Raw genomic sequence first — 23,908 nt, forward strand, 5'->3', positions numbered from 1 at the left:
GCGGGAGCGGCATCGTTGTGCAAGCCGGGCGTGTCGCGCACCGGCGCCGGCCGCTTCACCGGATCACCACGATCGATCCCCACAGCATCGCGCGGTCCCGACGCGCCCGCTTCGCCGCATCGTCGTCCATCGTGGTCGCGAACGAGCGGGCGATGATCGGGCCACCGGGTGCCACCGCGCGGATCGCCGCCTTGCGCAGGTCGCGGACCCATCGCTCGTCCGCCCCGTCCACGACGTTCGACAGCGAGATCGCGTCGTACGTGCCGGGGTCGGCGCGCTCGAGGTGGTCGAGCAGCGGCGCGTCGATCCAGGCGATCGACGCCGTGTCGACCCGCGGCAGCCGGTGTCCCGGCAGGTCCTCCCCCAGCAGCAGGCGCCACGCATACGGGTTGCCCGCCGGCGCGTGCTTGCGCAGCGCGCGAGCGATGCGTCCCCGGATCGCCTCGTCGAAGTGGGGCGGGATGGGTGTCGAGAAGTCGCGCAGGACGAGCGCCGAGAGCATGCCGGCCGGTCCGAGCATCGTGCGCAGGATCGACGCGAGCGTCCGGTTGTCGAGCTGCTCCTTCCACACGGCGGTCGCCCGCATCGGATCGTCCTCCTGCAGGAACTGCCGCACGCGGCGACGGCTCCACGCGGGGCTCGCCGCGCGCACCATGCCTCGGCCGAGCTCGAACAGGCGCTCCGCCGCGCCCGGCTCGAAGGGCCCGCCCGCCGCACGCCGGCGGGCGTAGTCGAGCTGCTCGCGGTTGGCCCCGATGGCGGTGACGTGGTGGCCGGCGTCCGCGAGCGTCGCGATCACCTCGCCTGCCCCGGCGGTGACCAGGACCCGGCTGGCGGGCGCGAGTTCCTCGAGCTCGATGCGCGGGTCAGCCCAGTCCCACCCGTGCAGCAGCCGCTGCCGCGGGTTCGCGCTCGAACGGCCCTTGCGGCGGGAGCCGCGCGTCAGCACGGCCGGTGCTCCATCCCCATGCCCCGATCCTGCCGCATCGAGGTGCGAGGCCGCTCAGCCGCGAGCCGCGCGGACCGCCGCCACGAGCTCCGCCTGCAGCGGCCCATCCTCGACGCCGCTCACCTCCGCGACGAACGCCGCGGGCTCCAGCTCGACGAGCATGCGCTGCAGCTCGACCGCCTGCTCGTCGCTCTCGGCGTCGAAGCGCAGCGCCGTCGCGTAGGCCGCGACGAGCGCATCCGGCCGCTCTCCCCGCTCGACGAGCTCGACCGCGGGCTGCACGAATCGCTCGTGCCGCGAGAGCTTGCGCAGCGGCTGGCGGCCGATGCGCTCGCACGTGTCGGGCAGCGCCGGGTTCTCGAAGCGCGCGATGGCGCGCGCGACGTAGGCGGCGTGCTCTGCCGGGTCGAAGCCGAACTTCGCGACGAGCAGTCGCGACGTGTCGTCGAGCGACGCCTCGACCGCCCGCCGGATCTCGGGCGACTGCAGCGCCTCCGCGATCGTCTCGATGCCGGCGACCCAGCCGGCGTAGGCGGTCGTCGCGTGCCCGGTGTTGACGGTGAAGAGCTTGCGCTCGACGAACGGGGCGAGGTCGTCGACGAAGTGCGCGTCGGCGATCTCCGGTTCCCTGCCCCCGAAGGGCGTGCGATCGATCGACCACTCGAAGAAGTCCTCCACGACGACGTCGAGCCCGTGCGGGTCCTGCGGCGGGATGATGCGGTCGACGGCCGTGTTGGCGAAGACCGCCCGATCGGCGACCTCCGGGGCGCCGTCGAGCACGAGCTCGCGCAGCGTGTCGGACGCGCCGATCGCGTTCTCGCACGCCATCACCGTCACCGGCTCGCCGTCGCGCAGCGCGAGGCCCGCCCGGATCACCGGCGCGATGAAGCGCAGCACGGTCGGTCCGACCGCGCACGTCACGACATCGGCCTCGGCCACCGCTCGCGCCGCGGCCTCCGGATCCGACGACGAGTCGATGCCGGTGAACCCCGTCACGGTGTGGATCGTGGCCTCCGGTCCCACCTCGCGCACCTGGTACGCATCCGCCCGCTGCAGCATGCCGATCAGCTCGGGGTTGACGTCGACGAACGTCACCTCGAATCCCGCGCGATGCAGGATGAGCCCGACGAAGCCGCGGCCGATGTTGCCGGCGCCGAAGTGGACGGCGCGCATCAGTCGTTGACGTCGCCGAGCAGCTGCAGGATCGCCTGCGCGTCGGGTGCTGCCTCGAGCTTCGCGACCTCGTCCTCGTCGGCGAACACGATCGCGATCTTCGAGAGGATCTCGAGGTGCCCGCCGTCCTTGCCGGCGATGCCGACCACGAACTTCACCGGGTTCCCGTCCCAGTCGATCGGCGAGTCGTAGCGCGCGACCGACAGCGCGGAGTCGAGGATCGCGTCCTTCGACTCGTTCGTGCCGTGCGGGATGGCGAGCAGGTTGCCCATGTACGTCGACACGCTCGCCTCACGTGCCCGCATGGCATCGGCGTAGTCAGGCGTGACGGCGCCGGCGGCGACGAGCATGTCGGCCGCCTCCTGGATCGCCTCGTCCTTCGTGGTCGCCGTGGGAGTCGTGGTGATCTGCTCGAGGGTGAGGACGGGCATGGGGCTCCTTCTCAGTGCTGGCTGCGGTCAGTGCTGGCTGCGGTCAGTGCTGGCTGCGGTCAGTGCTGGCTGTTGGACTCGTCGACGAGTCGCACGACATCGTCGTACTTCGGGCTGTTCATGAAGTTCTCGACCGACACGTGCGTGGCGTCGGGCGTGCGCTGGCGGGCGCGCGCGGTGAGGTCCTGGTGCGTGATGATGAGGTCCTCGGAGCCGTCGAGGTTGGCGATCGCGATGTTCGAGACCTCGACGCCGTCGATGCCGGCCTTCTTGATCTTGTTGCGCAGCACGCTCGCGCCCATCGCGCTCGAGCCCATGCCCGCATCGCAGGCGAACACGATCCTGCGGATCGGCTCGGCCGCACCCGCGTGCGAGGCCGGGTCGGTCGACGCCATCGCGCCACCCACGCCTGCCGCGCCGCCCGCGACGGCGAGGTTGGAGAGGTGCTCGGACCTGCGGCCCTTCGCGGCCTCCGTCCTGGCCACCGCGTCGGCGAGGTCGCTGCCGCTCTCGGCTTCTCGGGCGAGGTCGCGCTTGCGGCTCGCCCGCAGGATCACTGCGGCGACCACGAACGTCACGGCCGCGGCGATCACGACCGACAGCAGCACGCCGACGAGGTTGCCGCCGCCGACGAGCACCGCTTGCGCGCCGACCGCGAAGATGCTGCCGGGCGCCGCGGGCCCGGCGAGACCGGTGCCGAGCAGCATGTTCGTGGCGACGCCCGATGCGCCGCCCAGGACGAGCGCCAGGATGAGGGTCGGCTTCATGAGGGCGTACGGGAAGTAGACCTCGTGGATGCCGCCGAGGAACTGGATGATCGCGGCACCGGGGGCGGTGGCACGCGCTGCGCCGACGCCGAAGACGGAGAACGCGAGCAGCAGGCCGAGGCCCGGACCGGGGTTCGCCTCGAGCAGGAACAGGATCGAGCTGCCCTCGGTCGCGACCTCCGACGTGCCGAGCGGCGTCAGCACGCCGTGGTTGATCGCGTTGTTGAGGAAGAAGACCTTCGCGGGCTCGATCAGGATCGAGGCGATCGGCAGCAGGCCCGTCTCGACGAGCCAGCCGACGGCGCCGCCGACGACCGACATGATCCAGTTCACGACCGGGGCGACGAGGTAGAAGCCGACCAGCGCCATGAGGAAGGCCACGATGCCGGCCGAGAACATGTTGACGAGCATCTCGAAGCCCGCCTTGACCTTGCCGTCCCACAGCTTGTCGAGCTGCTTCATGACCCAGGCCGACAGCGGGCCGAGGATCATCGCGCCGATGAACATGTGCACGTAGCCGAGGCCGCCCTCGCCCTCTGCGTTGACCCGGTCGATGAGGACGTCGGAGCCGACGATCGCGCCCATGACCGCGAACGCGCCGACGACGGCGCCTCGGGTCTCGTAGACCATGCGGCCGCCGGTGCCCGCGATGAGGATCGGCAGCAGGTAGTGGATCGTCGGGCCGACGATCTGGGCGAGGTCCGCGTTCGGGAACGGGCCGACCTCGATGAAGAGCGCCGTGAGGATGCCCCACGCGATGAGCGCGGGGATGTTCGGCATGATCATGCCGGACAGGAAGGTGCCGAACTTCTGGATGGCGACGCGCGCGCCGCCTCCCTGCTGCGTGGGTGCGGTCGTGGTCATCGTCGACTCCTGGGTGCGTGGCTTACGCGTCGTGATCGGTGGAGAGGAGTTGCTCGAGCTCGTCGAGCGTCGCCTCGTCGTCGGAGGCGATGGTGACCTCGTCGCCCTTCGAGACGCCGAGGGAGATGACGGACAGGATGCTGGCCGCGTTGACCTGCTTGTCGCCCTTGGCGACGGTCACGGGACTGGAGGCCTTGGCCGCCGCCTGCGCGAACAGGGATGCGGGACGGGCGTGCAGCCCGTGCGCGGACTCGACGGTCACGGTGCGCTCGGCCATGATGCTCCTTCGCGGTCAGGGCCGGGGCGGCCCGGGGTGGCTGTCACGCTATCACCGGTACCCGGCAGTGGGCGGGCGGATCTGCGCTCCCCCGACGCGGGTCCGCTCGCCTCAGCGCGGCGGTGCGCCGTGCGCCCGCGCCCACGCCGCGAGGATCGCGAGCGCGGTCCAGCCGAGCGCGGCGGCGGCGAGCATCGGGGCGTCCGCGAGCGACGGCCCCTCGACCACCGCGCCAATGCCGATCGGGAGCTCGGCGAGCGAGCGGAGCGTCGCGCCGGGCAGCAGCCAGCGCGCGCCGGGGATCGCGGAGAGCGCCAGCGCGCCGGCGATCGCGGGCTCCACCGCGAGCGGGAGGCCCGCGCCGACGGCGAGCGTCGCGAGCGGCGACCGGGTCGCGTGCGCGAGGCACAGCATCCACACCGACCAGACGGCGACGACCGCGAGGTGGCCCGCGGCGGCGAGCGGGAGCGCGGCGAGCGGGTCCGGGTCGAGGACGGCCGCGCCCGCGGCTGCGGCGGTGACCGCGATCGCCGCGACGCCGGTGCTGAGCGCGACGACCGGCACAGCGCCCGCGATCATTCGCATCCCCGGCGACGGAGCCGCGAGGGCGGCGTGCATCCAGGCGCCGTCGCGATAGGGGCCGGCCACCGCGAGGCTCGCGAGCAGCGCGACGGCGACGGCCGCGGTCGAGCCGCGCGACACGACCACGATGCTCGACTCGACCGCCGAGGCCTCGTCGAACGGCAGCACGAGTGCCGCGATCGCGAACCCGCCCGCGAACGATCCGGCGCCGCCGACGACCACCGCCCACCACAGGCGCCGACCTCGCAGCGCGATGAGCTCTGCAGCCGCGAGCCGAGCGAGGCGGGTCACTCGAGCGCCCCGGTCGCCGCGCCGAACGCGGCGCTCAGCGTCGTCCGCCTCGGCGTCAGCTCGGTCACGAGCACGCCGCTGCGCGCCGCGACGCGGGCGATCTCGATCGCTCCGACCCCGCGGACGGCGAGCGCCCCGCCCCCGCGACCGTGGACGACCGCGCCCGCGCCGCGCAGGGCCGCCGCGAGCCGCGGCTGGTCGACCGAGCGCACGAGCACGACCGGCGCGGCGTGCGAGCGGAGCAGCTCGTCGGTCGCACCCTCGAAGCGCACCCGGCCGGCGTGCAGGCACACCACGCGGTCCAGCAGCGGCTCGATCTCGTCGAGCGCGTGCGCCGACAGCAGCACGGCGCCGCCGTCGTCGGCGTGCGCGCGCAGGCGCTCGAGCAGCCAGCGCCGACCCGCGGGGTCGAGCCCGTCGAACGGCTCGTCGAGCACGAGCACGCGCGGATCCGGGAGCAGCGCGCCGGCGATCGCGAGCCGCCTCCGCATGCCGAGCGAGAAGGTGCGGATGCGTCCCGTCGCGCCCGCCAGCCCGACCTCGGCGAGCGCGCGTCGCACCGCGGCGTCGCCGACGCCGACGCGAGCGGCGAGCGCGCGCAAGTGCTGCGTCGCCGTCTGCCCGGGTGCGGCACCGAGCACGTCCGGGCAGTAGCCGATCACGGCCAGCGGCTCGACCAGCTCCGCGTAGGGCAGACCGGCGACACGGGCGACGCCGCCCCGGCAACGAGGGGCGCGCTCGAGGCCGACGATGCGGCGCAGCGTCGTGGTCTTCCCGGCGCCGTTGACACCGACGAAGCCCGTCACCGCTCGCCACGGAGCGACGAACGAGACGCCGTCGAGCACCGTGCGCTCGCGGTTGGCGGCGCGGAGCGCGACCACCTCGATCGCCGCCGTCATGGCACCGGCGGCGCGGCGAGCGCCAGCTCGAGCGCCGGCGGCTCCCACGCTCGGTCGTCGTGGTCGACCACGATCACGAGCGACTCCGCCGCCCACGCGGTCACGCGCGATCGCAGCGCGATCGACGCTGCTGGGTCGACGCCCAGGAACGGCTCGTCGAGCAGCAGCACGGGCGCCCGGCCGACGGTCGTCAGCCGCACCCACGCGCGCCTGGCCTCCCCCGTCGAGAGCGCATCGACCGCGTCGTCGAGGCGACCACCGAGTCCTTCGTCGACGAGCGCATCCATCGCAGCTGCTCCCGGCAGGCCGGCCGCTCGCGCGAACAGCACGGCGTGCCGCCGGAGGGTGACGTGCCCGAGCAGCGCGATCTCGGTGCGGCACACGCGTCGCGCGCGACGAGCGGCCCTCGACATCGCGGGTTCGCCGCACACGCGCACCGATCCTCTCGCGGGGGCGATGCCGCCCGCCAGCAGCTCGATGAGCGTGCTCTTGCCGCAGCCGTTGCCGCCGCGGACGTGCACGAGGCCCGGCCCCTCGATGACGAGGTCCGGGATCGTGATGCTGCGCCGCCCCCGACGGACAGCCCCCACCCCGGTGATCGCGATCCCGATCACGGCAGCCTCCGTCCCAGTGCGACGAGCCCGACAGCCGCGACGACCGCGGCGATCGCGGCGATCGCGGTCGCCGGGGCGCCGCCCATGAGCGCCGCCACACCGGGAGCGAGGGCGGCGGCGAAGGCCAGGCAGCGCTGCGGGGCGGCCCGCGCGTCGGGCTCGAGCGCCAGCACGGCGAGCGCCGCCAACGTCACCCCGCCCGCGGCGCAGCCGATGCGCAGCCCCGCATCGGCGCCGGCGAGCCGGGCAGCCGCGACGGCGATGAGTCCGCCCACGACCGCCGTGATCGCCAAGCCCGCGCCGGCGGCCCGAGCGATCGTGCGCGTGGCGGATGCGCCGCAGCCGATGAGCGCGACCTGCAGCCGGAGCCACGGTCGCGCATCGACGGCGAGCGCATCGCCCGTGACCCAGACCGCCGTCGCGACACCCCCGGCAGCGACACCCGCGGGAGCGAGGTGCGGCGGCACGACGAGCAGCACGCACACGACCGCGAGCACCGCCGCCAGTCGCCGAGCGGCGAGCGCCCACGGAGTTGGCCCGTTCGCCGCGGCAGCGAGTCGGCGGCCGGCTCGGCCGGCGAGCAGCATGACGCCGACCACCCCCACCGCGGCGGCACCGACGACGCCGAGCGCCGCGCCTGCCTCGCCGCGCCCGGCGAGCACGAGTGCCGCGCCGACCGCCAGGCCTGCCGTCGGCGCGCTGGACCCCACGGTCGCTGCGATCGTCCAGTGCCGCGCGAGCGTCGCGCCACCCAGGTCGAGGGCGCGCAGCAGGGCCGCGCAGCGCGCGATCCCGGAGGCGAGCCGCGGAGGCGAGGCGAGCGTGAGGCGCAGGGCAGGCGCTGCCATCGCGACGACCGTGACGAGCACCGCGACCGCGGCACTCCCCCATGTCGCTGCGGCGAGCTCGACCGCGACGGCCACGACGAGCGGGACCGACGCGGCGACGACGACCCCGGCGACCGCGATCGGCGCGATCGCCGAGCGCGCCGGGAGGGCGCAGCGTCGCGGCAGCAGCGCCGCGACGACCACCTCGGCCGTGCGCGCCAGCTCGGCGACGCCGGCCGTCCTCGTCACGCTGGCCCTCCTCGCACCGCTGGCCGTGCTCGCGATGCGGGCCGTGCTAGCGGCGCGGTCGGCCACGGTCCGGCGGCGCTCCCGCGCCGAGCAGGTGGTAGATGCCGGTCGCGGCCGCGACGACCACCAGGAGCCAGCCGAGCGCCGAGACGAAGGGGGACGCACCGAGCCCGGTCGCGACCGCCGCCGTGAGCCCGAGGCACAGCGACGCGACTCCCGCGAGCGGGAACCGCAGCCGCCCGTCGATGAGCGAGGGCACAGCTGCGATGAGCGCGAGCACCGACAGCGCGAGCGCGATCGGCGACGCGAGCTGCGCTCGACCGGCGGGCAGGTCTGCACCGACGAGCACCGCGATCAGCGCCGCGGCCGCGAGCAGCGACAGGCCCGCCAGGATCCGCACGCCGGCGGCAGCGAGCGACACTCGGACGCCGAGCAGCGGGAGCCGGAACGACCCGGTCATCCCGCGCACAGCAGCACCGCCGTCCCGCAGCTCGCGAGCAGCGCCCTGGCGTAGGCGCGCACGGACGCGCGGGCGACCGGGAAGGCGGCCGGTGCGAGGAGCGCGACGACCGCCGCGCCGAGCCACACCGGCCACGACCGCTCGACCGCCGCGACGCCCAGCGCGAGGGCCGCGACCTGCAGGCCGAGCACGATGGCGGCGAAGGTCAGTCCGCCGACGCCCACCCGGAACCGGCCGCCGAGCGCGCGGGCCGCGATCGCGCCCGGGCCGAGCGCCCGCTCGAGCAGCGTCGCGAGCAGCGCCCCGAGCCCGAGCAGCAGCACGTGGATGGCGACGGCCGAGATCGCGCCGACTGCGACCGCCGCTGCCGAGAGGTCCGCGTCGCCGAGCGCGGCCGCCTGCTCCGCGACCGCCGTCGCCGCGACCGCGACGAAGCTCGGGATGCGCAGGCACAGCAGCGCGACCGCGACGGTGAGCACGAGCGCCCACGCGCTCGGCGATGTGCCCGCGGATCGCCGGTCCGTCGGCCGGCTCGGGTCATGGATGTCGATCATGGTGCTCCTTCCGATGCGCATCAGTGCGGATGCGCGGCGATGACGACGGCTTCGATGCCCGCGGCGATGAGGATGAGCAGCGCCGCGAGGAGGGTGAGCGCGAGGCTCGCCGGGAGCGCGCTCGCGTAGGCGCTCGGGAGCGAGGCCGAGCGGCGCGCCGCCGCCGCGAGCGCGTGCACGGTCGGCAGGATGCCCGCCGCCGCGGCCAGCACGACGCCGGTGAGCTCGAAGGCGATGTAGGGGGCGACGCGCTGGAGCGCCTCGAGCGGCCCGAGCGCTGCGACCACGGCAGCCGCGGAGAGACCGAGCCCGATGCCGATCACGGGGACCGCGACCAGGGTGAGCGTGCCCAGCAGCGGCGCACCGGCCGCGAGCAGCGCGACGGCACCCAGGTTGCGGAGCGCGATGGCGGGGGCGTCGCGGTCGCCCGCGAGCACGCTCGAGTCGAGGTCGCCGGCGGCGAGGGCGACGGCGTTGCGCTCGGCGAGCCCTCCCCCGGACGCCGCCGCGACCGCCGTCACGAGCCCGAGCGCCGTCGCGGCGAGCACGACCGACACGCCTGCCGACCGGAGCACTGCCGACCGCAGCGCGGGCGGCCTCGGGGCGAGCGTGTCGGTCGCGCCCATGTCAGGCGATCGCCAGCTTGCGCAGCTTGCGCTTGAGGTACCAGACGATCGTCGAGATGACGGCGCCCGCGATGCCGCCGCCCAGGACCGCCGAGACGACGGCCAGCGCCGCGCCGCCCATCTCGACTGCGGTGACGATCTGCGACGCCGCGGCCGCGGACAGCCCGAAGCTGCCGACCAGCCAGGCGAGCGACAGGCCCGCGATGGCCATCCCGACGACGCTGACGCCGACCGACGCGGTCCAGACCGCGACCCGTGCCCTGCGCGATTCCTTGTGCATGTGCTTCCTCCTTCGTCGCACCCGCTTGCCGGGTGCCCATGCCGGTCGGCACGAGTCCGTGGCCCGCCGCTCCATCACGCGAGCTCGTCGCGCAGGCGGCTCGCGATGGCGGCCGTCAGTCGACCGACGAGCACCGGGGGCGGCTCGATCGTGCCGAGCTCGATGCCGAGCACCGTCGACACGGGCATGCCCGCGAGCCGGGCGAGCTCGGCCTCGGTGAGCCGCGCATGATGCCGCAGCGCCGCGATCGAGGATCCGATGCGGGATTCGACTTTCATGTCGAAGAGTATGCCTGAACTTCGACATGCTCGCAAGATGTTCTCCACAGCGATGCCGCGGACCCGGCACGGTTCTCCGAGCGATGTGGGGATGTGGGGGCGAACCGCCGCGCGCGGGTGGCTACGCTGTCGGCAACGGGAGGGAGCGACGATGGCGATCCACCTGCGCGGGGCGACCGCGTCCGAGCGCTCGCGCTACGGCGCGCTCGTGCGACCGGCGCGGCTGCGGCGGGGGCTCAGCCAGAAGGCGCTCGCGGAGCTCGCCGACGTCGACCGCACGACCGTCAGCAACATCGAGCGGGGCTCCGGGGCTCCGCAGGAGGACGTGCTGCGCAGGCTCCTCACCGCCCTGGGGCTCGCGACCGACGCGGAGCCGCAGGACCCCGACGTCGAGCTGTGGGTCGCGGTGATGGCGGAGCTGCTCACGAACGTCCCCGTGGACCGCCGCCACCTCGCCGCCGACGCCGCGATCGCGACCCTCGCCGCGCACGTCCGCGTCGGCGGCATGTCAGCGGGCGCCGCTACCGTCACCGCCATCCACGACGGCGGACCCGAGGAGCAGCTGGATGGACTTGCGGCGAGGCGCGGCGTCGCTCGACGGGACGAGCCCCACGCTGAGTGACCTGCTCGGCCTCTGCGGCGAAGCAGGGGTCGAGGTGCGCACCGCCCGGCTCCCGAGCGGCTGGCTCGGGGCGTACGACGACCCGCGGCGGCGCATCCTGCTCGCGCCCGGGCTCACGCCCGTCGAGGAGCGCTGCGTGCTCGCCCACGAGCTCGGCCATGCCCTGCGGATGCACGTCGGCACCTCGGCGGCCGCCGAGCGCGACGCCGAGCGGTTCGCAGCCCGCCTCCTGATCGACCCCGTCGCCCTGCGCGCAGCGTGCACGTGGGCGCGCGACGACGTCGAGCTCGCGGAGGAGCTGGGCGTCACGGTCGACATCCTGCACGCCTACCGCGCGCTGCGGGGCATCGGCCGGGACGGCCCCTGAGGTCAGCGCTCGGGGATCGGCACGGGCACGACGCCGAGCGGCGCGAGCTCCGAAGCCCCGCCGTCGAAGGCGGTCAGCACCCAGATGCCGCCGGAGTGGACGGCCACGGAATGCTCCCACTGGCACGCGTCGGACCCGTCGGCGCTGCGCACGGTCCAGCCGTCGGCGTCCACCGTCGTCGCGGCGCTCCCCGCGTGGATGATGGGCTCGATCGCGACGCACAGCCCGGGCTTCACCGCGGGGCCGACGACCCGGGTGCGGTAGTTGAAGACCGGCGGGTCCTCGTGCATCCGCGCGCCGATGCCGTGCCCGATGTAGTCCTCGTCGATGCGGAAGTCGCTGTTCGCCTCGATGTGGTCCTCGACCGCCGCACCGACCTCGCCGAGCTGCTTCGCGCCGGCGAGCGCCGCGATGCCGGCCCAGAGCGCGCCGCGCGTCACCTCGCTGAGGCGCTCGCGCCGCGCCGTGATCTCGGGGTCGCCTCCTGGGATGACGACGGTGATCGCCGCATCGCCGTGGAAGCCGCCGATCGTCGCGCCGCAGTCGACCGTCACGAGGTCGCCCGGCTCGAGCACGCGGCCGTCGGGGATGCCGTGGACGACGACGTCGTTGACGTTGACGCACAGCGTGTGCTCGTACCCCGGCTCGAGCTGGAAGTTGGGCACCGCCCCGTGCTCGCGGATGACGCGCTCGGCGGTGGCGTCGAGGGCGAGCGTCGTGACGCCCGCGCGGATCTCGGCCTCGACCGCCTGCAGCGCGAGCGCGGTGATGCGACCGGGCTCGCGCATGGCCGCGAGCTCTCGGCGCGACTTGTACGGGCCGCGGCCGCGCATCAGGCGGAGATGCCGCGCTCGGCGAGCCCGGCGAGGATGCGCTCGGTGACCTCGTCGACCGGGCCGATGCCGTCGACCTCGACCACCAGGTCGCGCTCCTCGAAGATCGCCACGAGAGGCGCCGTCTCGCGCTCGTACACGTCGAGGCGGTGACGGATGACGTCCTCGGTGTCGTCGCTGCGTCCCTGCTGCGCCGCTCGGGCCAGCAGGCGGCGGACGACCTCGTCGGTGTCCGCGACGAGGCGCACGACGGCGTCGAGCTGCTCGCCGCGGTGGAGGTTCACGCCGTCGAGGAACTCGACCTGGCCGGCCGTCCGCGGGTAGCCGTCGAGCAGGTAGCCGTCCTCGGCGTCGGCCTGCGCGAGCCGATCGTCGATGAGCTCGTTCGTGAGCTCGTCGGGCACGTACTCGCCGGCGTCGAGGATCGCGGTCACCCGCTTGCCGAGCTCGGTCTGCTCCTTGATGTTCTGCCGGAAGATGTCGCCGGTCGACACGGCGGGGACGCCGAGCGCCTCCGCGATCCGTGCTGCCTGCGTGCCCTTGCCCGCACCGGGCGGGCCGACGATGAGGAGGTTCGGCATCTAGCGGATGAGCCCTTCGTAGTGGCGCTGCTGCAGCTGCGCGTCGATCTGGCGGACCGTCTCGAGCCCGACGCCGACGATGATCAGGATGGATGCGCCACCGAACGGGAAGTTCTGGTTCGCTCCGACCGTCGCGAGCGCGATGAGCGGGATGAGCGCGACGAGGCCCAGGTAGATCGAGCCGGGGAACGTGATGCGCGTGAGCACGTAGTCGAGGTACTCGGCCGTCGGGCGACCGGCGCGGATGCCCGGGATGAAGCCGCCGTACTTCTTCATGTTGTCGGCGACGTCCTCGGGGTTGAACGTGATGGCGACGTAGAAGTAGGTGAAGCCCACGATCAGCAGGAAGAACACCAGCATGTAGAGCGGGTGGTCGCCGGTCGTGAAGTTCGCCTGCACCCACAGCACCCAGTCGGCCGGCGTCGTGCCGTCGGCGGGCATGTTGAACTGCGCGACGAGGGCGGGCAGGTACAGCAGCGAGGAGGCGAAGATGACGGGCACGACGCCGGCCATGTTGACCTTGATCGGGATGTAGGTGGACTGGCCGCCGTACATCCGCCTGCCGACCATGCGCTTCGCGTACTGCACCGGGATGCGGCGTTGCGACTGCTCGACGAAGACCACGAGACCCATGATCAGCACGCCGACGAGGAGCACCATCGCGAACGTGTTCGGGCCCTGCGTCTCGAAGATGATGCCGAGCGCGCCCGGGAAGGTGGCCGCGATCGACGTGAAGATGAGGAGCGACATGCCGTTGCCGACGCCGCGCTCGGTGACGAGCTCGCCGAGCCACATGATGAGGCCGGTGCCTGCGGTCATGGTGATGATCATGAGCGCGATCGACCACCAGGAGTCGTTCGTCAGCAGGTTCTGGCACTGCGGCAGCGAGGGGCCGCCGGTGGACGAGAACAGTGCGCCGGAGCGCGCGACGGTGATGAGCGTCGTCGACTGGAGCACGCCCAGCGCGATCGTCAGGTACCGGGTGTACTGCGTGAGCTTCGCCTGGCCCGCCTGGCCCTCCTTGTAGAGGGTCTCGAAGTGCGGGATGACGACGCGGAGCAGCTGCACGATGATCGCGGCCGTGATGTACGGCATGATCCCCAGCGCGAAGATGCTCAGCTGCAGCAGCGCGCCACCGGAGAACAGGTTCACCAGCTGGTAGAGCCCTGTCGCGGTCTGGTTCGCGGCGATGCACGCCTGCACGTTGCCGTAGTCGACGAACGGCGCGGGGATGAACGACCCGAGCCGGAACACCGCCACGATGGCGAGCGTGAAGAGGATCTTCCGACGCAGGTCGCGCGTCTTGAAGATGCGTGCAATGGCACTGAACACGTGCAGCCTTCCGAGAATGGCAATCGGGGCGGCCCGCGCACGGACCGCCCCTCAGCCTACTTACTTGACGGAGCCGCCAGCGGCCACGATCTTCTGCTCTGCCGCAGCCGAGACCTTGTCGACGCTGATCGTCAGCGCGACGGAGAGCTCGCCGCCGGCGAGCACCTTGACGAGCTCGTTCTTGCGGACGGCGCCCTTGGCGACCAGGTCGGCGACGGTGACGTCGCCGCCGTTCGGGAACAGCTCGCCGAGCTGGCCCACGTTGACGACCTGGTACTCAGTGCGGAACGGGTTCTTGAAGCCGCGGAGCTTCGGAGCGCGCATGACGCTCGTCAGCTGGCCGCCCTCGAAGCCGGGACGCACGGAGTAGCGGGCCTTGGTGCCCTTGGTGCCACGGCCGGCCGTCTTGCCCTTCGACGCCTCACCGCGACCGACGCGCGTGCGCGCCTTCTTCGCACCCGGCGCGGGCCGGAGGTGGTGCACCTTGAGCGACGGCAGCTCGGCCGACTCGTTCTTGTCAGTCATTCTCGATCTCCTCGACCTTGACGAGGTGCCGCACCGTGTTGACGTAGCCACGGTTCTGCTGGGTGTCCTCGCGCTCGACCGACTGGCCGATGCGCTTGAGGCCCAGCGAGCGCAGCGTCTCGCGCTGGTACTGCTTCTCGCTGATCACAGACTTGATCTGCGTGATCTTCAGCTTGCTCACTTGGATGCCGCCTTCGCGATCTCGGCCTCGTGCTTGATGTTCTCGGCGTCGGCGCGCAGCAGGCGCTCCGGGACGACGCGATCCATCGGGAGGCCGCGACGGGCGGCGACTGCACGGGGCTCTTCGAGCTGGCGCAGGGCTGCCACCGTCGCGTGGACGATGTTGATGGAGTTCGACGAGCCCAGCGACTTGCTCAGCACGTCGTGGATGCCCGCGCACTCGAGGACGGCGCGCACGGGGCCGCCCGCGATGACGCCGGTACCGGCGGCCGCGGGACGCAGCAGCACGACGCCGGCTGCGGCCTCGCCCTGCGTCGGGTGCGGGATCGTCTTCGCGATGCGGGGGACGCGGAAGAAGTTCTTCTTCGCCTCCTCGACACCCTTCGAGATCGCGGTGGGGACCTCGCGCGCCTTGCCGTAGCCGACGCCGACCATGCCGTCGCCGTCGCCCACGACGACGAGCGCCGTGAAGCTGAAGCGGCGACCGCCCTTGACGACCTTCGAGACGCGGTTGATCGTCACGACGCGCTCGAGGAACTGGTTCTCCGTGCGGTCGTCACGACGCCCGCGCTCGTTGCGCGTGCCGCGGTCGCGGCTTCCGCGCCGCTGCTCGCGGGGCTCGTCGCGGTGGTCCGACGACTGGCCGGCCTCGGCGGCCGGAGCGGCCGTCGCAGCCTGCTGCGTGGTGTCCGTCACCTGCGTGTCCTTGTTCTCTTCGCTCACAGTCCCAGCCCTGCCTCTCGTGCGCCATCGGCGATGGCCGCGACGCGACCGGCGTAGCGGTTGCCGCCCCGGTCGAACACGACAGACTCGACGCCTGCCGCCTTGGCGCGCTCGCCGACGAGCTCGCCGACGCGCTTGGCCTTCGCCGTCTTGTCGCCGTCGAACGCGCGGAGGTCAGCCTCCATGGTCGACGCCGATGCGACGGTGACGCCCTGCGAGTCGTCGACGACCTGCACGAACACGTGGCGTGCCGAGCGGGTGACGACCAGGCGCGGCACCGAGCTGGTGCCGACGACCTTCTTGCGGAGACGTGCGTGGCGACGACCACGGGCAGCCGACTTGGTCTTGCCTCGGGTACCGATGCCCATCACTTACCAGCCTTTCCAGCCTTGCGGCGGATCTGCTCGCCCGCGTAGCGGACGCCCTTGCCCTTGTAGGGCTCGGGCTTGCGCAGCTTGCGGATGTTCGCAGCCACCTCGCCGACGGCCTGCTTCGAGATGCCGCTGACGGTGAGCTTGTTGTTGCCCTCGACCGTGAACGTGATGCCGGCGGGCGGCTCGACGTTGACCGGGTGCGAGAAGCCGAGCGCGAACTCGACGCCCGTGCCCTTGGCGGCGACGCGGTAGCCCGTGCCGACGACCTCGAGGGACTTCGAGTAGCCCTCGGTGACGCCGACGATGTCGTTGGCGATGAGGGTGCGGGTCAGGCCGTGGAGCGAGCGCGACTCGCGCTCGTCGTCCGGTCGCGTGACCTGGATCTGGCCGTCGGCGACCTCGACCTGGATCGGCTTCGCGATCGGGGTCTGCAGCTCGCCCTTGGGGCCCTTGACGGTGACGACCGCGTCGTCCACCGTGATCTCGACACCAGCGGGGATGTCGATGGGGAGTCGTCCGATTCGTGACATGTCAGCTCACCACACGTAGGCGAGGACTTCCCCGCCGACGCCCTTCTGCTCGGCCTCACGGTCAGTGAGGAGTCCCGAGCTCGTGGACAGGATCGCGACGCCGAGGCCGCCGTGGACCTGGGGGATCTCGGTCGAGCGTGCGTACACGCGCAGACCGGGCTTCGACACGCGCTTGAGGCCGGAGATCGCGCGCTCGCGGTTCCCGCCGTACTTGAGGCTGAGGGTCAGCGTCTTGCCGACGCGAGCATCCTCGACCTTCCAGGCCGAGATGAAGCCCTCGCGCTCGAGGATCTCGGCGATGTTGGCCTTGAGGTTCGACGACGGCAGCGTGACCTCGTCGTGCATCGCCGTGTTGGCGTTGCGCAGACGCGTCAGCATGTCGGCGACCGGGTCGGTCATCGTCATGGGTGGTTCTCCGTTCTGGTTTCGCTGCCCGTTCCACGGACAGCGACCTTGAATCTGCTCGGCGCCGGCGGCGCCGATGGGGTCAGGAGTCGGTCTTGAAGGGGAAGCCGAGCGCCTTGAGCAGCGCGCGACCCTCGTCATCCGACTTCGCCGTCGTGACGACGGTGATGTCGAACCCGCGGACGCGGTCGATCTTGTCCTGGTCGATCTCGTGGAACACCGACTGCTCCTGGAGACCGAAGGTGTAGTTGCCGTTGCCGTCGAACTGCTTCGGGCTCAGGCCGCGGAAGTCGCGGATGCGCGGGAGCGCGAGCGTCAGCAGACGGTCGAGGAACTCCCACATGCGGTCTCCGCGGAGCGTCACGTGCGCACCGATCGGCATGCCGTCACGCAGCTTGAACTGCGCGATCGACTTGCGAGCGGCGGTCACCATCGGCTTCTGCCCGGTGATCTGCGTGAGGTCGCGGATGGCGCCCTCGATCACCTTGGAGTCGCGCGCGGCCTCGCCGACGCCCGTGTTGACCACGATCTTGGTCAGGCCGGGCACCTGCATGACGTTGGCGTAGCTGAACTCCTCGCGGAGGTGCGGCACGATCGTCTCGCGGTACTGCTGCTTGAGCCTGGGCAGGCGAACTGCGGTGTCAGTCATTGCTCTTGATCTCCTTGCCCGACTTCGAGGCGACGCGGACCTTCTGCGTGGTCGTGACGCCGTTCTTCTCGACGGACGTGATTTCGCTGCGCACTCGCGTGGGCTTCTTCGACTCGGGGTCGACGAGGGCCACGTTCGAGATGTGGATCGGGGCCTCGTGGGTCTCGATGCCGCCCGTGCGGGTGCCGCGGTTGGTCTGGCCGACCTTGATGTGCTTGGTGACGAGGTTGACGCCCTCCACGATCACGCGGTTCTGCTCGCGCAGGACCTCGATCACGCGGCCGGTCTTGCCCCGGTCGCCGCCGCGCGACTCGCGCGCGCCGGCGATGACGACGACGAGGTCGCCCTTCTTGATGCTGGCCATGGGTCAGATCACCTCCGGTGCGAGCGAGACGATCTTCATGAAGCGCTTGTCGCGGAGCTCGCGACCGACGGGACCGAAGATGCGAGTGCCTCGCGGGTCGCCGTCGTTCTTCAGGATGACTGCTGCGTTCTCGTCGAACTTGATGTAGGAGCCGTCGGGACGGCGGGTGGACTTCACGGTGCGGACGATGACGGCCTTGACGACATCGCCCTTCTTGACCGCACCACCGGGGATGGCGTCCTTGACCGTGGCGACGATCGTGTCGCCCAGTCCGGCGTAGCGACGGCCGGAGCCGCCGAGCACGCGGATGGTCAGGAGCTGCTTGGCGCCGGTGTTGTCGGCAACCTTGACGCGGGATTCCTGCTGGATCATGTCTGGATCTCCTTCGAGGCCGAGGCCTACTTGGCCTTCTCGAGGATCTCGACGATGCGCCAGCGCTTGGTGGCGCTCGTCGGACGGGTCTCTGCGATCAGGACGCGGTCGCCGATGCCGGCGGCGTTCTGCTCATCGTGCGCCTTGACCTTCGAGGACTTGCGCAGCACCTTGCCGTACAGGGGGTGCTTGACGCGGTCCTCGACCTCGACGACGACGGTCTTCTCCATCTTGTCGGAGACGACGTAGCCGATGCGCGACTTGCGGTAGCCGCGCTGCGCGGCCTCGCCCGTGGGCTGCTCGGTGGCCATCACTTCTCCTCAGACTTCTCGGCCTCGTCGGCCGGCTTGGCCTCGTCGGCCTTCTTGGCCTCGTCGGCCTTCTTGGACTTCTTCTTCTCCGCGGCCTTCTCGACGGGCGCCGGGGAGGCGCTGATGCCGAGCTCGCGCTCGCGGATCACGGTGTACAGCCGCGCGATGTCGCGCTTGACGGCGCGCAGGCGGCCGTGCGAGTCCAGCTGGCCGGTGGCCGACTGGAAGCGCAGGTTGAACAGCTCTTCCTTCGCCCGCTTGAGCTCGACGACGAGACGCTCGTCGTCCATGGTTGCGAGCTCGGCGGGCATGAGCTCCTTGGAACCGATCGCCATTATGCGTCAGCCTCCTCGCGCTTGATGATGCGTGCCTTGAGCGGCAGCTTGTGGATGGCTCGCATCATCGCCTCGCGTGCGAGCTCCTCGTTGACGCCGGCGACCTCGAAGAGGACTCGGCCGGGCTTGACGTTCGCGACCCACCACTCGGGCGAGCCCTTGCCGGAACCCATGCGGGTCTCGGCGGGCTTCTTCGTGAGGGGACGGTCCGGGTAGATGTTGATCCACACCTTGCCGCCGCGCTTGATGTGGCGCGTCATGGCGATTCGGGCAGCCTCGATCTGACGGTTGGTGACGTAGGCAGGCGTGAGCGCCTGGATGCCGAAGTCGCCGAACGCCACCTGGGTGCCACCGGTCGCCTGACCGGTGCGCTTCGGGTGGTGCTGCTTGCGGTGCTTGACTCGACGGGGAATCAGCATGGTTTACGCCTCCACTGGTGCGTCGCGACGGGGGCCGCGGCGCTCGCGCTGCGGCTTCTGGTTCGCCTGCTCGCGAGCCAGCTCGCGGTTGGTGAGCTCGCCGTTGTAGATCCAGACCTTCACGCCGATGCGACCGAAGGTCGTCTTGGCCTCGTAGAAGCCGTAGTCGATGTTCGAGCGGAGCGTGTGCAGGGGCACGCGGCCCTCGCGGTACTGCTCGCTGCGGCTCATCTCGGCGCCGCCGAGGCGGCCGGAGACCTTGATCTTCACGCCCTTGGCGCCGGCGCGCTGCGCCGACTGGAGGCCCTTGCGCATCGCACGGCGGAACGCCACGCGAGCGCTGAGCTGCTCGGCGATGCCCTGTGCGACGAGCTGCGCCGAGGCCTCGGGGTTCTTGACCTCGAGGATGTTCAGCTGGATCTGCTTGCCGGTGAGCTTCTCGAGGTCGGCGCGGATGCGCTCGGCCTCGGCGCCGCGGCGGCCGATCACGATGCCCGGGCGGGCGGTGTGGATGTCGACGCGCACGCGGTCACGGGTGCGCTCGATCTCGATGCGGGCGACGCCTGCGCGGTCGAGGCTGGTGGACAGCATCCTGCGGATGCGGATGTCCTCAGCGACGTAGTCGGCGTAGCGCTGCCCCGGCTTGGTCGACTCGGCGAACCAGCGCGACACGTGGTCGGTGGTGATGCCGAGGCGGAAGCCGTAGGGGTTGACCTTCTGTCCCATTAGTTCTCGTCCTCCGTGGTCGGCGTCGCGAGCACGACGGTGATGTGGCTGGTCCGCTTGTTGATGCGGAACGCGCGACCCTGCGCACGCGGCTGGAACCGCTTGAGCGTGGTGCCCTCATCGACGAACGCGCGGGCCACGTACAGGTCCTGCTCGTCGAGGTACTCGTTCGTCGCGTCGGCCTTGACCCGGGCGTTCGCCATCGCCGAGGCGACGAGCTTGTACACCGGCTCCGAGGCGCCCTGCGGGGCGAACTTCAGGATCGCGAGGGCCTCCTCGGCCTGCTTGCCGCGGATCATGTCGACGACACGGCGGGCCTTCTGAGGGGTCACGCGGATGTGACGAACGCGAGCGATCGACTCAACCATTGCCTTCTCCTTCTTCGCCGCCGCGTTAGCGGCGACGACCCTTCTTGTCGTCCTTCACGTGTCCACGGAAGGTGCGGGTGGGCGCGAACTCGCCCAGCTTGTGGCCGACCATCGTCTCTGTGACGAAGACCGGGATGTGCTTGCGACCGTCGTGCACGGCGATCGTGTGACCGAGCATGGCCGGCACGATCATCGAACGGCGCGACCACGTCTTGATGACGTTCTTGCTGCCGGCCTCGTTCTGTCGAGCCACCTTGGTGAGGAGGTGGTCGTCGACGAACGGACCCTTCTTGAGGCTGCGGGGCATCGGACTCTCCTACTAGCGCTTCTTCTTGCCGGTCGAGCGGCGGCGGACGATGAGCTTGTCGCTCGGCTTGTTCGGCCGGCGGGTGCGGCCCTCGGCCTGACCCCACGGGCTGACGGGGTGGCGACCACCGCTCGTCTTGCCCTCGCCGCCACCGTGCGGGTGGTCGACCGGGTTCATGGCGACACCGCGGACGGTCGGACGGACACCGAGCCAGCGCTTGCGACCGGCCTTGCCCCAGTTGATGTTCGACTGCTCGGCGTTGCCGACCTCGCCGATCGTGGCGCGGCAGCGCGCGTCGACGTTGCGGATCTCGCCCGACGGCAGGCGGAGCTGCGCGTAGGGGCCGTCCTTGGCGACGAGGCGGACCGATGCACCGGCGGAGCGGGCCAGCTTGGCGCCGCCACCCGGACGGAGCTCGATCGCGTGGATGACCGTACCCGTGGGGATGTTGCGCAGCGGCAGGTTGTTGCCGGGCTTGATGTCGGCGCCTGCGCCGGACTCGACGACGTCGTGCTGCTTGAGCTTGTTCGGCGCGAGGATGTAGCGCTTCGTGCCGTCCTCGAAGTGCAGGAGCGCGATGCGCGCCGTGCGGTTCGGGTCGTACTCGATGTGCGCGACGCGGGCGTTGACGCCGTCCTTGTCGTTGCGACGGAAGTCGATGACGCGGTACTGGCGCTTGTGACCGCCACCGATGTGGCGCGTCGTGATGCGACCGGTGTTGTTGCGGCCGCCCGTCTTGGGCAGCGGGCGCAGCAGCGACTTCTCGGGCGTCGACCGGGTGATCTCAGCGAAGTCCGCGACGGAGGAGCCGCGACGACCGGGGGTCGTCGGCTTGTACTTGCGAATGGCCATGGTCTTGTTCCTTCCGCTCAGCCGACAGTCGTGAAGATGTCGATCGAGCCGGACTTCAGCTTGACGATGGCGCGCTTGGTGTCCTTGCGCTTGCCAGTGCCGAAGCGGGTACGGCGCGTCTTGCCGACGCGATTGAGAGTGTTGACGCGCTCGACCTTGACGCCGAAGATCTTCTCGATCGCCAGCTTGACCTCGGTCTTGGTGGCGCGCGGGTCGACCTCGAACGTGTAGCTGCCCATGTCGATGAGCGCGTAGCTCTTCTCGGACACGATCGGGCGGATGATGATGTCGCGAGGGTCCTTGTTGTAGCCGCTCATCGGTTCTCGTCCTTCTCTGCCTCATCGGCCTTCGGGGCCTTGGGGGACTTGGCTGCGACGAACGCCTCGTAGGCGGCCTTCGTGAAGACGATGTCGTCGCTCACGAGCACGTCGTAGGCGTTGAGCTGGTCCCACGTGAGCACGTGCACCTCGGGGAGGTTGCGCACGGTGAGCGCTGCGGTCTCCTCGGTGCGGTCGAGCACGACCAGCACGTTCTTCGCGACGCCGATCGCCGAGAGCATCTCGACGGCGACGCGGGTCTTCGGGGCGTCACCGGCACCGAACGACTCGACGACGTGCAGCCGGCCACCGCGAGCGCGGTCCGACAGCGAGCCGAGGAGCGCCGCGGCGATCATCTTCTTGGGGGTGCGCTGCGAGTAGTCGCGCGGCTGCGGGCCGTGGACGATGCCACCGCCGCGGTGCTGCGGCATGCGGACCGAGCCCTGACGGGCGCGGCCGGTGCCCTTCTGCTTGAACGGCTTGGCACCGGATCCGGACACCTCGCCGCGACCCTTGGTCGCGTGCGTGCCCTGACGTGCGGCAGCGAGCTGCGCGACGACGACCTGGTGGATGAGCGGAACGTTCGTCTGGACGTCGAAGATGCTCGCGGGCAGCTCGACCGAGCCGGCCTGCTTGCCCTGCGTGTCGACGATTGCGACCTGGGTGGTCATGCTCAGGCTCCCTTCACAGCGTTGCGGACGAACACGAGTCGGCCGCGGGCACCGGGGACGGCGCCCTTGACGAGCATGAGGCCCTGCTCGACGTCGATCGAGTGGACCGTGAGGTTCAGCACCGACACGCGCTCGCCGCCCATGCGACCGGCCATGCGCATGCCGCGGAAGACGCGGCTGGGCGTGGACGATGCACCGATCGAGCCAGGCTTGCGGTGGTTGCGGTGCGCACCGTGCGATGCGGAGACGCCGGCGAAGTTGTGGCGCTTCATGACACCGGCGAAGCCCTTGCCCTTCGACGTCCCGACGACGTCGACCTTCTGGCCGGCGGCGAACAGGTCGACGGAGAGCTCCTGGCCGAGCTCGTAGACACCGGCGTTGTCGGTGCGGACCTCGGTGAGGTGGCGGCGCGGCGTGACGCCGGCGGCCTCGAAGTGACCGGCGGCGGGCTGGTTGACCTTGCGCGGGTCGATCTGGCCGGCGGCGATCTGGATGGCTGCGTAGCCGTCCTTCTCGGGCGTGCGGATCTGCGTGACCACATTCGGCGTGATCTCGAGCACCGTGACGGGGACGAGCTTGTTCTGCTCATCCCAGACCTGGGTCATCCCGAGCTTCGTGCCGAGCAGGCCGCGAGTCGTCGTGATCTTCGACATTGCGTTCCTTAGAGCTTGATCTCGATGTTGACGTCAGCGGGCAGGTCGAGGCGCATGAGCGAGTCGACCGCCTTCGGCGTCGGATCGATGATGTCGATGAGTCGCTTGTGCGTGCGCTTCTCGAAGTGCTCGCGGCTGTCCTTGTACTTGTGAGGAGACCGGATCACCACGACCACGTTCTTCTCGGTCGGCAGGGGCACCGGGCCCACAACCGTCGCGCCCGCACGGGTCACGGTGTCGACGATCTTGCGCGCCGAGGAGTCGATGACCTCGTGGTCGTACGACTTCAGTCGGATGCGGATCTTCTGTCCCGCCATGGCTGACTCTCTTCCTGTCGACGCAGCCTGGGAGGGCTGCTCGCAACGCACCTGTCAGTGCACCGCTGTTCTTCTGTCAATGCCCGCGAGGGGCGCGCACCGGGGCCGAGCACGGCCATGCCATGCTCGATTTCGGTGAAGTTCTGAGTCGGCTGCCCGCGGCCCAGGATCGTGATCGTCCTGTGCACTGCCAGGGCAGTGAGCGGCGTGAGACGCCGCGTTTGCAACCTGTCGATTCTCGCACGGATGCGGATGTTCGTGCAACCCGGGCGTGTCGCGCTAACTCCGCAGTGCTGGCGCGGCGCGCCGCCCGGGGAGGCACCGCGCCCGGACGTGCGGAGGGGCGGGGATTCGCTCCCCGCCCCTCGGTGCCCTGCGCCTAGTGGCGCGGTGCGTCGTCCTGCGTCTGCGCCGTGGCAGCGTCTGCGTCTCCGCCGAGCGCCCGATCCGCGTGCTCCTGCATGCCGTCGGTGTGCTCTGCGAACCGCCCTCCGCTGAGCCGGTCGAAGCCGTCGCCTGCGCCCTGGATGCCCCGGTCGCTGGCCTGCTCGCCGTGCTCGCCGTGGAGCGCGTCCTTCGCCTTGTTCACGAGGTCGTCGATGCCCATGCATGCCTCCCGCCGACGCCGGGGTCGTTCGCGGCGTCGGAGCCACC

40 protein-coding genes are annotated in these 23,908 nt (G+C 71.3%); 2 read left to right on the top strand and 38 right to left on the bottom strand.

Translation table 11 applies throughout. The annotated features are described in order from the left end of the window. Positions 1–55: 55 nt before the first annotated feature. The 14 genes from ACLQ21_RS09365 to ACLQ21_RS09430 form a co-directional block, all read right to left on the bottom strand. On the bottom strand, positions 56–949 hold the full coding sequence (locus ACLQ21_RS09365) for a hypothetical protein (protein WP_425663081.1): 894 nt from the start codon (positions 947–949) through the stop codon (positions 56–58). 54 nt (positions 950–1,003) lie between these two features. Then, a complete protein-coding gene (locus ACLQ21_RS09370) occupies positions 1,004–2,122 on the bottom strand; it encodes a mannitol-1-phosphate 5-dehydrogenase (RefSeq protein WP_425663083.1) in 1,119 nt (372 codons plus the stop codon). Next, positions 2,122–2,553 (bottom strand): PTS sugar transporter subunit IIA, encoded by a 432-nt coding sequence (locus ACLQ21_RS09375; protein ID WP_425663084.1) that lies wholly within the window; start codon positions 2,551–2,553, stop codon positions 2,122–2,124. The genes ACLQ21_RS09370 and ACLQ21_RS09375 overlap by 1 nt, the downstream gene beginning before the upstream one ends. A 59-nt stretch (positions 2,554–2,612) precedes the next feature. Beyond that, positions 2,613–4,184 carry a PTS mannitol transporter subunit IICB gene (locus tag ACLQ21_RS09380; protein WP_425663085.1) on the bottom strand — a complete coding sequence of 524 codons (1,572 nt, stop codon included), beginning with the start codon at positions 4,182–4,184 and terminating at the stop codon, positions 2,613–2,615. Between the two features lie 22 nt (positions 4,185–4,206). Further along, positions 4,207–4,461 carry an HPr family phosphocarrier protein gene (locus tag ACLQ21_RS09385; protein ID WP_343918712.1) on the bottom strand — a complete coding sequence of 85 codons (255 nt, stop codon included), beginning with the start codon at positions 4,459–4,461 and terminating at the stop codon, positions 4,207–4,209. A 111-nt stretch (positions 4,462–4,572) separates the two neighbouring features. Beyond that, positions 4,573–5,334, bottom strand: coding sequence for a hypothetical protein (locus ACLQ21_RS09390; protein ID WP_425663086.1), 762 nt, complete (start codon positions 5,332–5,334; stop codon positions 4,573–4,575). Then, positions 5,331–6,233: an ABC transporter ATP-binding protein gene (locus ACLQ21_RS09395; protein ID WP_425663087.1), complete on the bottom strand. Its 903-nt coding sequence runs from the start codon at positions 6,231–6,233 to the stop codon at positions 5,331–5,333. Before ACLQ21_RS09395 ends, ACLQ21_RS09390 begins: the two co-directional genes overlap by 4 nt. Beyond that, on the bottom strand, positions 6,230–6,847 hold the full coding sequence (locus ACLQ21_RS09400) for an ABC transporter ATP-binding protein (RefSeq protein WP_425663089.1): 618 nt from the start codon (positions 6,845–6,847) through the stop codon (positions 6,230–6,232). The genes ACLQ21_RS09395 and ACLQ21_RS09400 overlap by 4 nt, the downstream gene beginning before the upstream one ends. Beyond that, positions 6,844–7,923, bottom strand: a complete 1,080-nt coding sequence (locus ACLQ21_RS09405) for a hypothetical protein (protein WP_425663090.1) — start codon at positions 7,921–7,923, stop codon at positions 6,844–6,846. Before ACLQ21_RS09405 ends, ACLQ21_RS09400 begins: the two co-directional genes overlap by 4 nt. Before the next feature lie 46 nt (positions 7,924–7,969). Then, positions 7,970–8,383: a hypothetical protein gene (locus tag ACLQ21_RS09410; protein ID WP_425663091.1), complete on the bottom strand. Its 414-nt coding sequence runs from the start codon at positions 8,381–8,383 to the stop codon at positions 7,970–7,972. After that, positions 8,380–8,937 (bottom strand): hypothetical protein, encoded by a 558-nt coding sequence (locus ACLQ21_RS09415; RefSeq protein ID WP_425663092.1) that lies wholly within the window; start codon positions 8,935–8,937, stop codon positions 8,380–8,382. The genes ACLQ21_RS09410 and ACLQ21_RS09415 overlap by 4 nt, the downstream gene beginning before the upstream one ends. Positions 8,938–8,957: 20 nt before the next feature. Then, a complete protein-coding gene (locus tag ACLQ21_RS09420) occupies positions 8,958–9,563 on the bottom strand; it encodes a stage II sporulation protein M (RefSeq protein WP_425663093.1) in 606 nt (201 codons plus the stop codon). Between the two features lies 1 nt (position 9,564). Continuing rightward, the gene (locus ACLQ21_RS09425) at positions 9,565–9,843 is read right to left on the bottom strand and encodes an uberolysin/carnocyclin family circular bacteriocin (protein ID WP_425663094.1); all 279 of its coding nucleotides are present in this window, start codon (positions 9,841–9,843) and stop codon (positions 9,565–9,567) included. Between the two features lie 74 nt (positions 9,844–9,917). Further along, positions 9,918–10,121: a helix-turn-helix domain-containing protein gene (locus ACLQ21_RS09430; RefSeq protein WP_425663096.1), complete on the bottom strand. Its 204-nt coding sequence runs from the start codon at positions 10,119–10,121 to the stop codon at positions 9,918–9,920. A gap of 151 nt (positions 10,122–10,272) precedes the next feature. On the opposite strand from ACLQ21_RS09430, the gene ACLQ21_RS09435 reads away from it, so the two are divergent. Together ACLQ21_RS09435 and ACLQ21_RS09440 are read left to right on the top strand one after the other, a co-directional pair. After that, positions 10,273–10,743 (top strand): helix-turn-helix domain-containing protein, encoded by a 471-nt coding sequence (locus ACLQ21_RS09435; protein ID WP_425663098.1) that lies wholly within the window; start codon positions 10,273–10,275, stop codon positions 10,741–10,743. Beyond that, positions 10,688–11,110 (top strand): ImmA/IrrE family metallo-endopeptidase, encoded by a 423-nt coding sequence (locus ACLQ21_RS09440; RefSeq protein WP_425663099.1) that lies wholly within the window; start codon positions 10,688–10,690, stop codon positions 11,108–11,110. Before ACLQ21_RS09435 ends, ACLQ21_RS09440 begins: the two co-directional genes overlap by 56 nt. A 2-nt stretch (positions 11,111–11,112) precedes the next feature. Here the strand turns inward: ACLQ21_RS09440 and map are convergent, their stop codons facing one another. The 24 genes from map to ACLQ21_RS09560 form a co-directional block, all read right to left on the bottom strand. After that, the gene (gene map, locus ACLQ21_RS09445; protein ID WP_425663100.1) at positions 11,113–11,943 is read right to left on the bottom strand and encodes a type I methionyl aminopeptidase; all 831 of its coding nucleotides are present in this window, start codon (positions 11,941–11,943) and stop codon (positions 11,113–11,115) included. After that, a complete protein-coding gene (locus ACLQ21_RS09450; RefSeq protein ID WP_425663102.1) occupies positions 11,943–12,524 on the bottom strand; it encodes an adenylate kinase in 582 nt (193 codons plus the stop codon). The genes map and ACLQ21_RS09450 overlap by 1 nt, the downstream gene beginning before the upstream one ends. Continuing rightward, a complete protein-coding gene (gene secY, locus ACLQ21_RS09455) occupies positions 12,525–13,856 on the bottom strand; it encodes a preprotein translocase subunit SecY (protein WP_425663104.1) in 1,332 nt (443 codons plus the stop codon). It lies immediately after the preceding gene. Between the two features lie 60 nt (positions 13,857–13,916). Next, a complete protein-coding gene (gene rplO / locus ACLQ21_RS09460; RefSeq protein WP_425663106.1) occupies positions 13,917–14,381 on the bottom strand; it encodes a 50S ribosomal protein L15 in 465 nt (154 codons plus the stop codon). Further along, positions 14,374–14,562, bottom strand: coding sequence for a 50S ribosomal protein L30 (gene rpmD / locus ACLQ21_RS09465; protein ID WP_123697061.1), 189 nt, complete (start codon positions 14,560–14,562; stop codon positions 14,374–14,376). The genes rplO and rpmD overlap by 8 nt, the downstream gene beginning before the upstream one ends. Continuing rightward, entirely contained in the window at positions 14,559–15,284 is a 726-nt protein-coding gene (rpsE, locus tag ACLQ21_RS09470; protein WP_425663108.1) for a 30S ribosomal protein S5, read from the bottom strand. The genes rpmD and rpsE overlap by 4 nt, the downstream gene beginning before the upstream one ends. Continuing rightward, positions 15,281–15,652, bottom strand: coding sequence for a 50S ribosomal protein L18 (gene rplR / locus ACLQ21_RS09475; RefSeq protein ID WP_425663110.1), 372 nt, complete (start codon positions 15,650–15,652; stop codon positions 15,281–15,283). The genes rpsE and rplR overlap by 4 nt, the downstream gene beginning before the upstream one ends. Then, positions 15,652–16,188 carry a 50S ribosomal protein L6 gene (gene rplF, locus ACLQ21_RS09480; RefSeq protein WP_425663112.1) on the bottom strand — a complete coding sequence of 179 codons (537 nt, stop codon included), beginning with the start codon at positions 16,186–16,188 and terminating at the stop codon, positions 15,652–15,654. Before rplF ends, rplR begins: the two co-directional genes overlap by 1 nt. 6 nt (positions 16,189–16,194) lie before the next feature. Next, a complete protein-coding gene (gene rpsH, locus ACLQ21_RS09485; protein WP_425663114.1) occupies positions 16,195–16,593 on the bottom strand; it encodes a 30S ribosomal protein S8 in 399 nt (132 codons plus the stop codon). Positions 16,594–16,675: 82 nt separating this feature from the next. Further along, on the bottom strand, positions 16,676–17,242 hold the full coding sequence (rplE, locus tag ACLQ21_RS09490; protein ID WP_425663115.1) for a 50S ribosomal protein L5: 567 nt from the start codon (positions 17,240–17,242) through the stop codon (positions 16,676–16,678). Continuing rightward, on the bottom strand, positions 17,235–17,606 hold the full coding sequence (rplX, locus tag ACLQ21_RS09495) for a 50S ribosomal protein L24 (RefSeq protein ID WP_425663116.1): 372 nt from the start codon (positions 17,604–17,606) through the stop codon (positions 17,235–17,237). Before rplX ends, rplE begins: the two co-directional genes overlap by 8 nt. A 3-nt stretch (positions 17,607–17,609) precedes the next feature. Beyond that, positions 17,610–17,978, bottom strand: coding sequence for a 50S ribosomal protein L14 (gene rplN / locus ACLQ21_RS09500; protein ID WP_123697054.1), 369 nt, complete (start codon positions 17,976–17,978; stop codon positions 17,610–17,612). Positions 17,979–18,004: 26 nt separating this feature from the next. Next, positions 18,005–18,289, bottom strand: a complete 285-nt coding sequence (gene rpsQ, locus ACLQ21_RS09505) for a 30S ribosomal protein S17 (protein WP_425663117.1) — start codon at positions 18,287–18,289, stop codon at positions 18,005–18,007. Next, positions 18,289–18,624 (bottom strand): 50S ribosomal protein L29, encoded by a 336-nt coding sequence (gene rpmC, locus ACLQ21_RS09510; protein ID WP_425663119.1) that lies wholly within the window; start codon positions 18,622–18,624, stop codon positions 18,289–18,291. The genes rpsQ and rpmC overlap by 1 nt, the downstream gene beginning before the upstream one ends. Then, on the bottom strand, positions 18,624–19,043 hold the full coding sequence (gene rplP, locus ACLQ21_RS09515) for a 50S ribosomal protein L16 (protein WP_425663121.1): 420 nt from the start codon (positions 19,041–19,043) through the stop codon (positions 18,624–18,626). Before rplP ends, rpmC begins: the two co-directional genes overlap by 1 nt. A 3-nt stretch (positions 19,044–19,046) precedes the next feature. Further along, positions 19,047–19,769 (bottom strand): 30S ribosomal protein S3, encoded by a 723-nt coding sequence (rpsC, locus tag ACLQ21_RS09520; protein WP_343918761.1) that lies wholly within the window; start codon positions 19,767–19,769, stop codon positions 19,047–19,049. Further along, positions 19,769–20,137, bottom strand: coding sequence for a 50S ribosomal protein L22 (rplV, locus tag ACLQ21_RS09525; RefSeq protein WP_425663123.1), 369 nt, complete (start codon positions 20,135–20,137; stop codon positions 19,769–19,771). The genes rpsC and rplV overlap by 1 nt, the downstream gene beginning before the upstream one ends. Before the next feature lie 25 nt (positions 20,138–20,162). Next, entirely contained in the window at positions 20,163–20,444 is a 282-nt protein-coding gene (gene rpsS / locus ACLQ21_RS09530) for a 30S ribosomal protein S19 (protein ID WP_425663125.1), read from the bottom strand. A 12-nt stretch (positions 20,445–20,456) separates the two neighbouring features. Continuing rightward, a complete protein-coding gene (gene rplB, locus ACLQ21_RS09535) occupies positions 20,457–21,296 on the bottom strand; it encodes a 50S ribosomal protein L2 (RefSeq protein ID WP_425663127.1) in 840 nt (279 codons plus the stop codon). Between the two features lie 17 nt (positions 21,297–21,313). Beyond that, a complete protein-coding gene (gene rplW / locus ACLQ21_RS09540) occupies positions 21,314–21,613 on the bottom strand; it encodes a 50S ribosomal protein L23 (protein ID WP_343918769.1) in 300 nt (99 codons plus the stop codon). After that, positions 21,610–22,284 (bottom strand): 50S ribosomal protein L4, encoded by a 675-nt coding sequence (gene rplD / locus ACLQ21_RS09545; protein WP_425663129.1) that lies wholly within the window; start codon positions 22,282–22,284, stop codon positions 21,610–21,612. Before rplD ends, rplW begins: the two co-directional genes overlap by 4 nt. A gap of 2 nt (positions 22,285–22,286) precedes the next feature. After that, entirely contained in the window at positions 22,287–22,937 is a 651-nt protein-coding gene (rplC, locus tag ACLQ21_RS09550; RefSeq protein ID WP_425663131.1) for a 50S ribosomal protein L3, read from the bottom strand. A gap of 8 nt (positions 22,938–22,945) precedes the next feature. Continuing rightward, the gene (gene rpsJ, locus ACLQ21_RS09555) at positions 22,946–23,254 is read right to left on the bottom strand and encodes a 30S ribosomal protein S10 (protein ID WP_021010896.1); all 309 of its coding nucleotides are present in this window, start codon (positions 23,252–23,254) and stop codon (positions 22,946–22,948) included. 379 nt (positions 23,255–23,633) lie between these two features. After that, a complete protein-coding gene (locus tag ACLQ21_RS09560) occupies positions 23,634–23,861 on the bottom strand; it encodes an antitoxin (RefSeq protein WP_425663133.1) in 228 nt (75 codons plus the stop codon). Positions 23,862–23,908 lie beyond the last annotated feature (47 nt).

It is taken from the genome of Agrococcus sp. DT81.2 (genome assembly GCF_049844935.1).
Classification (GTDB): Bacteria; Actinomycetota; Actinomycetes; order Actinomycetales; family Microbacteriaceae; genus Agrococcus.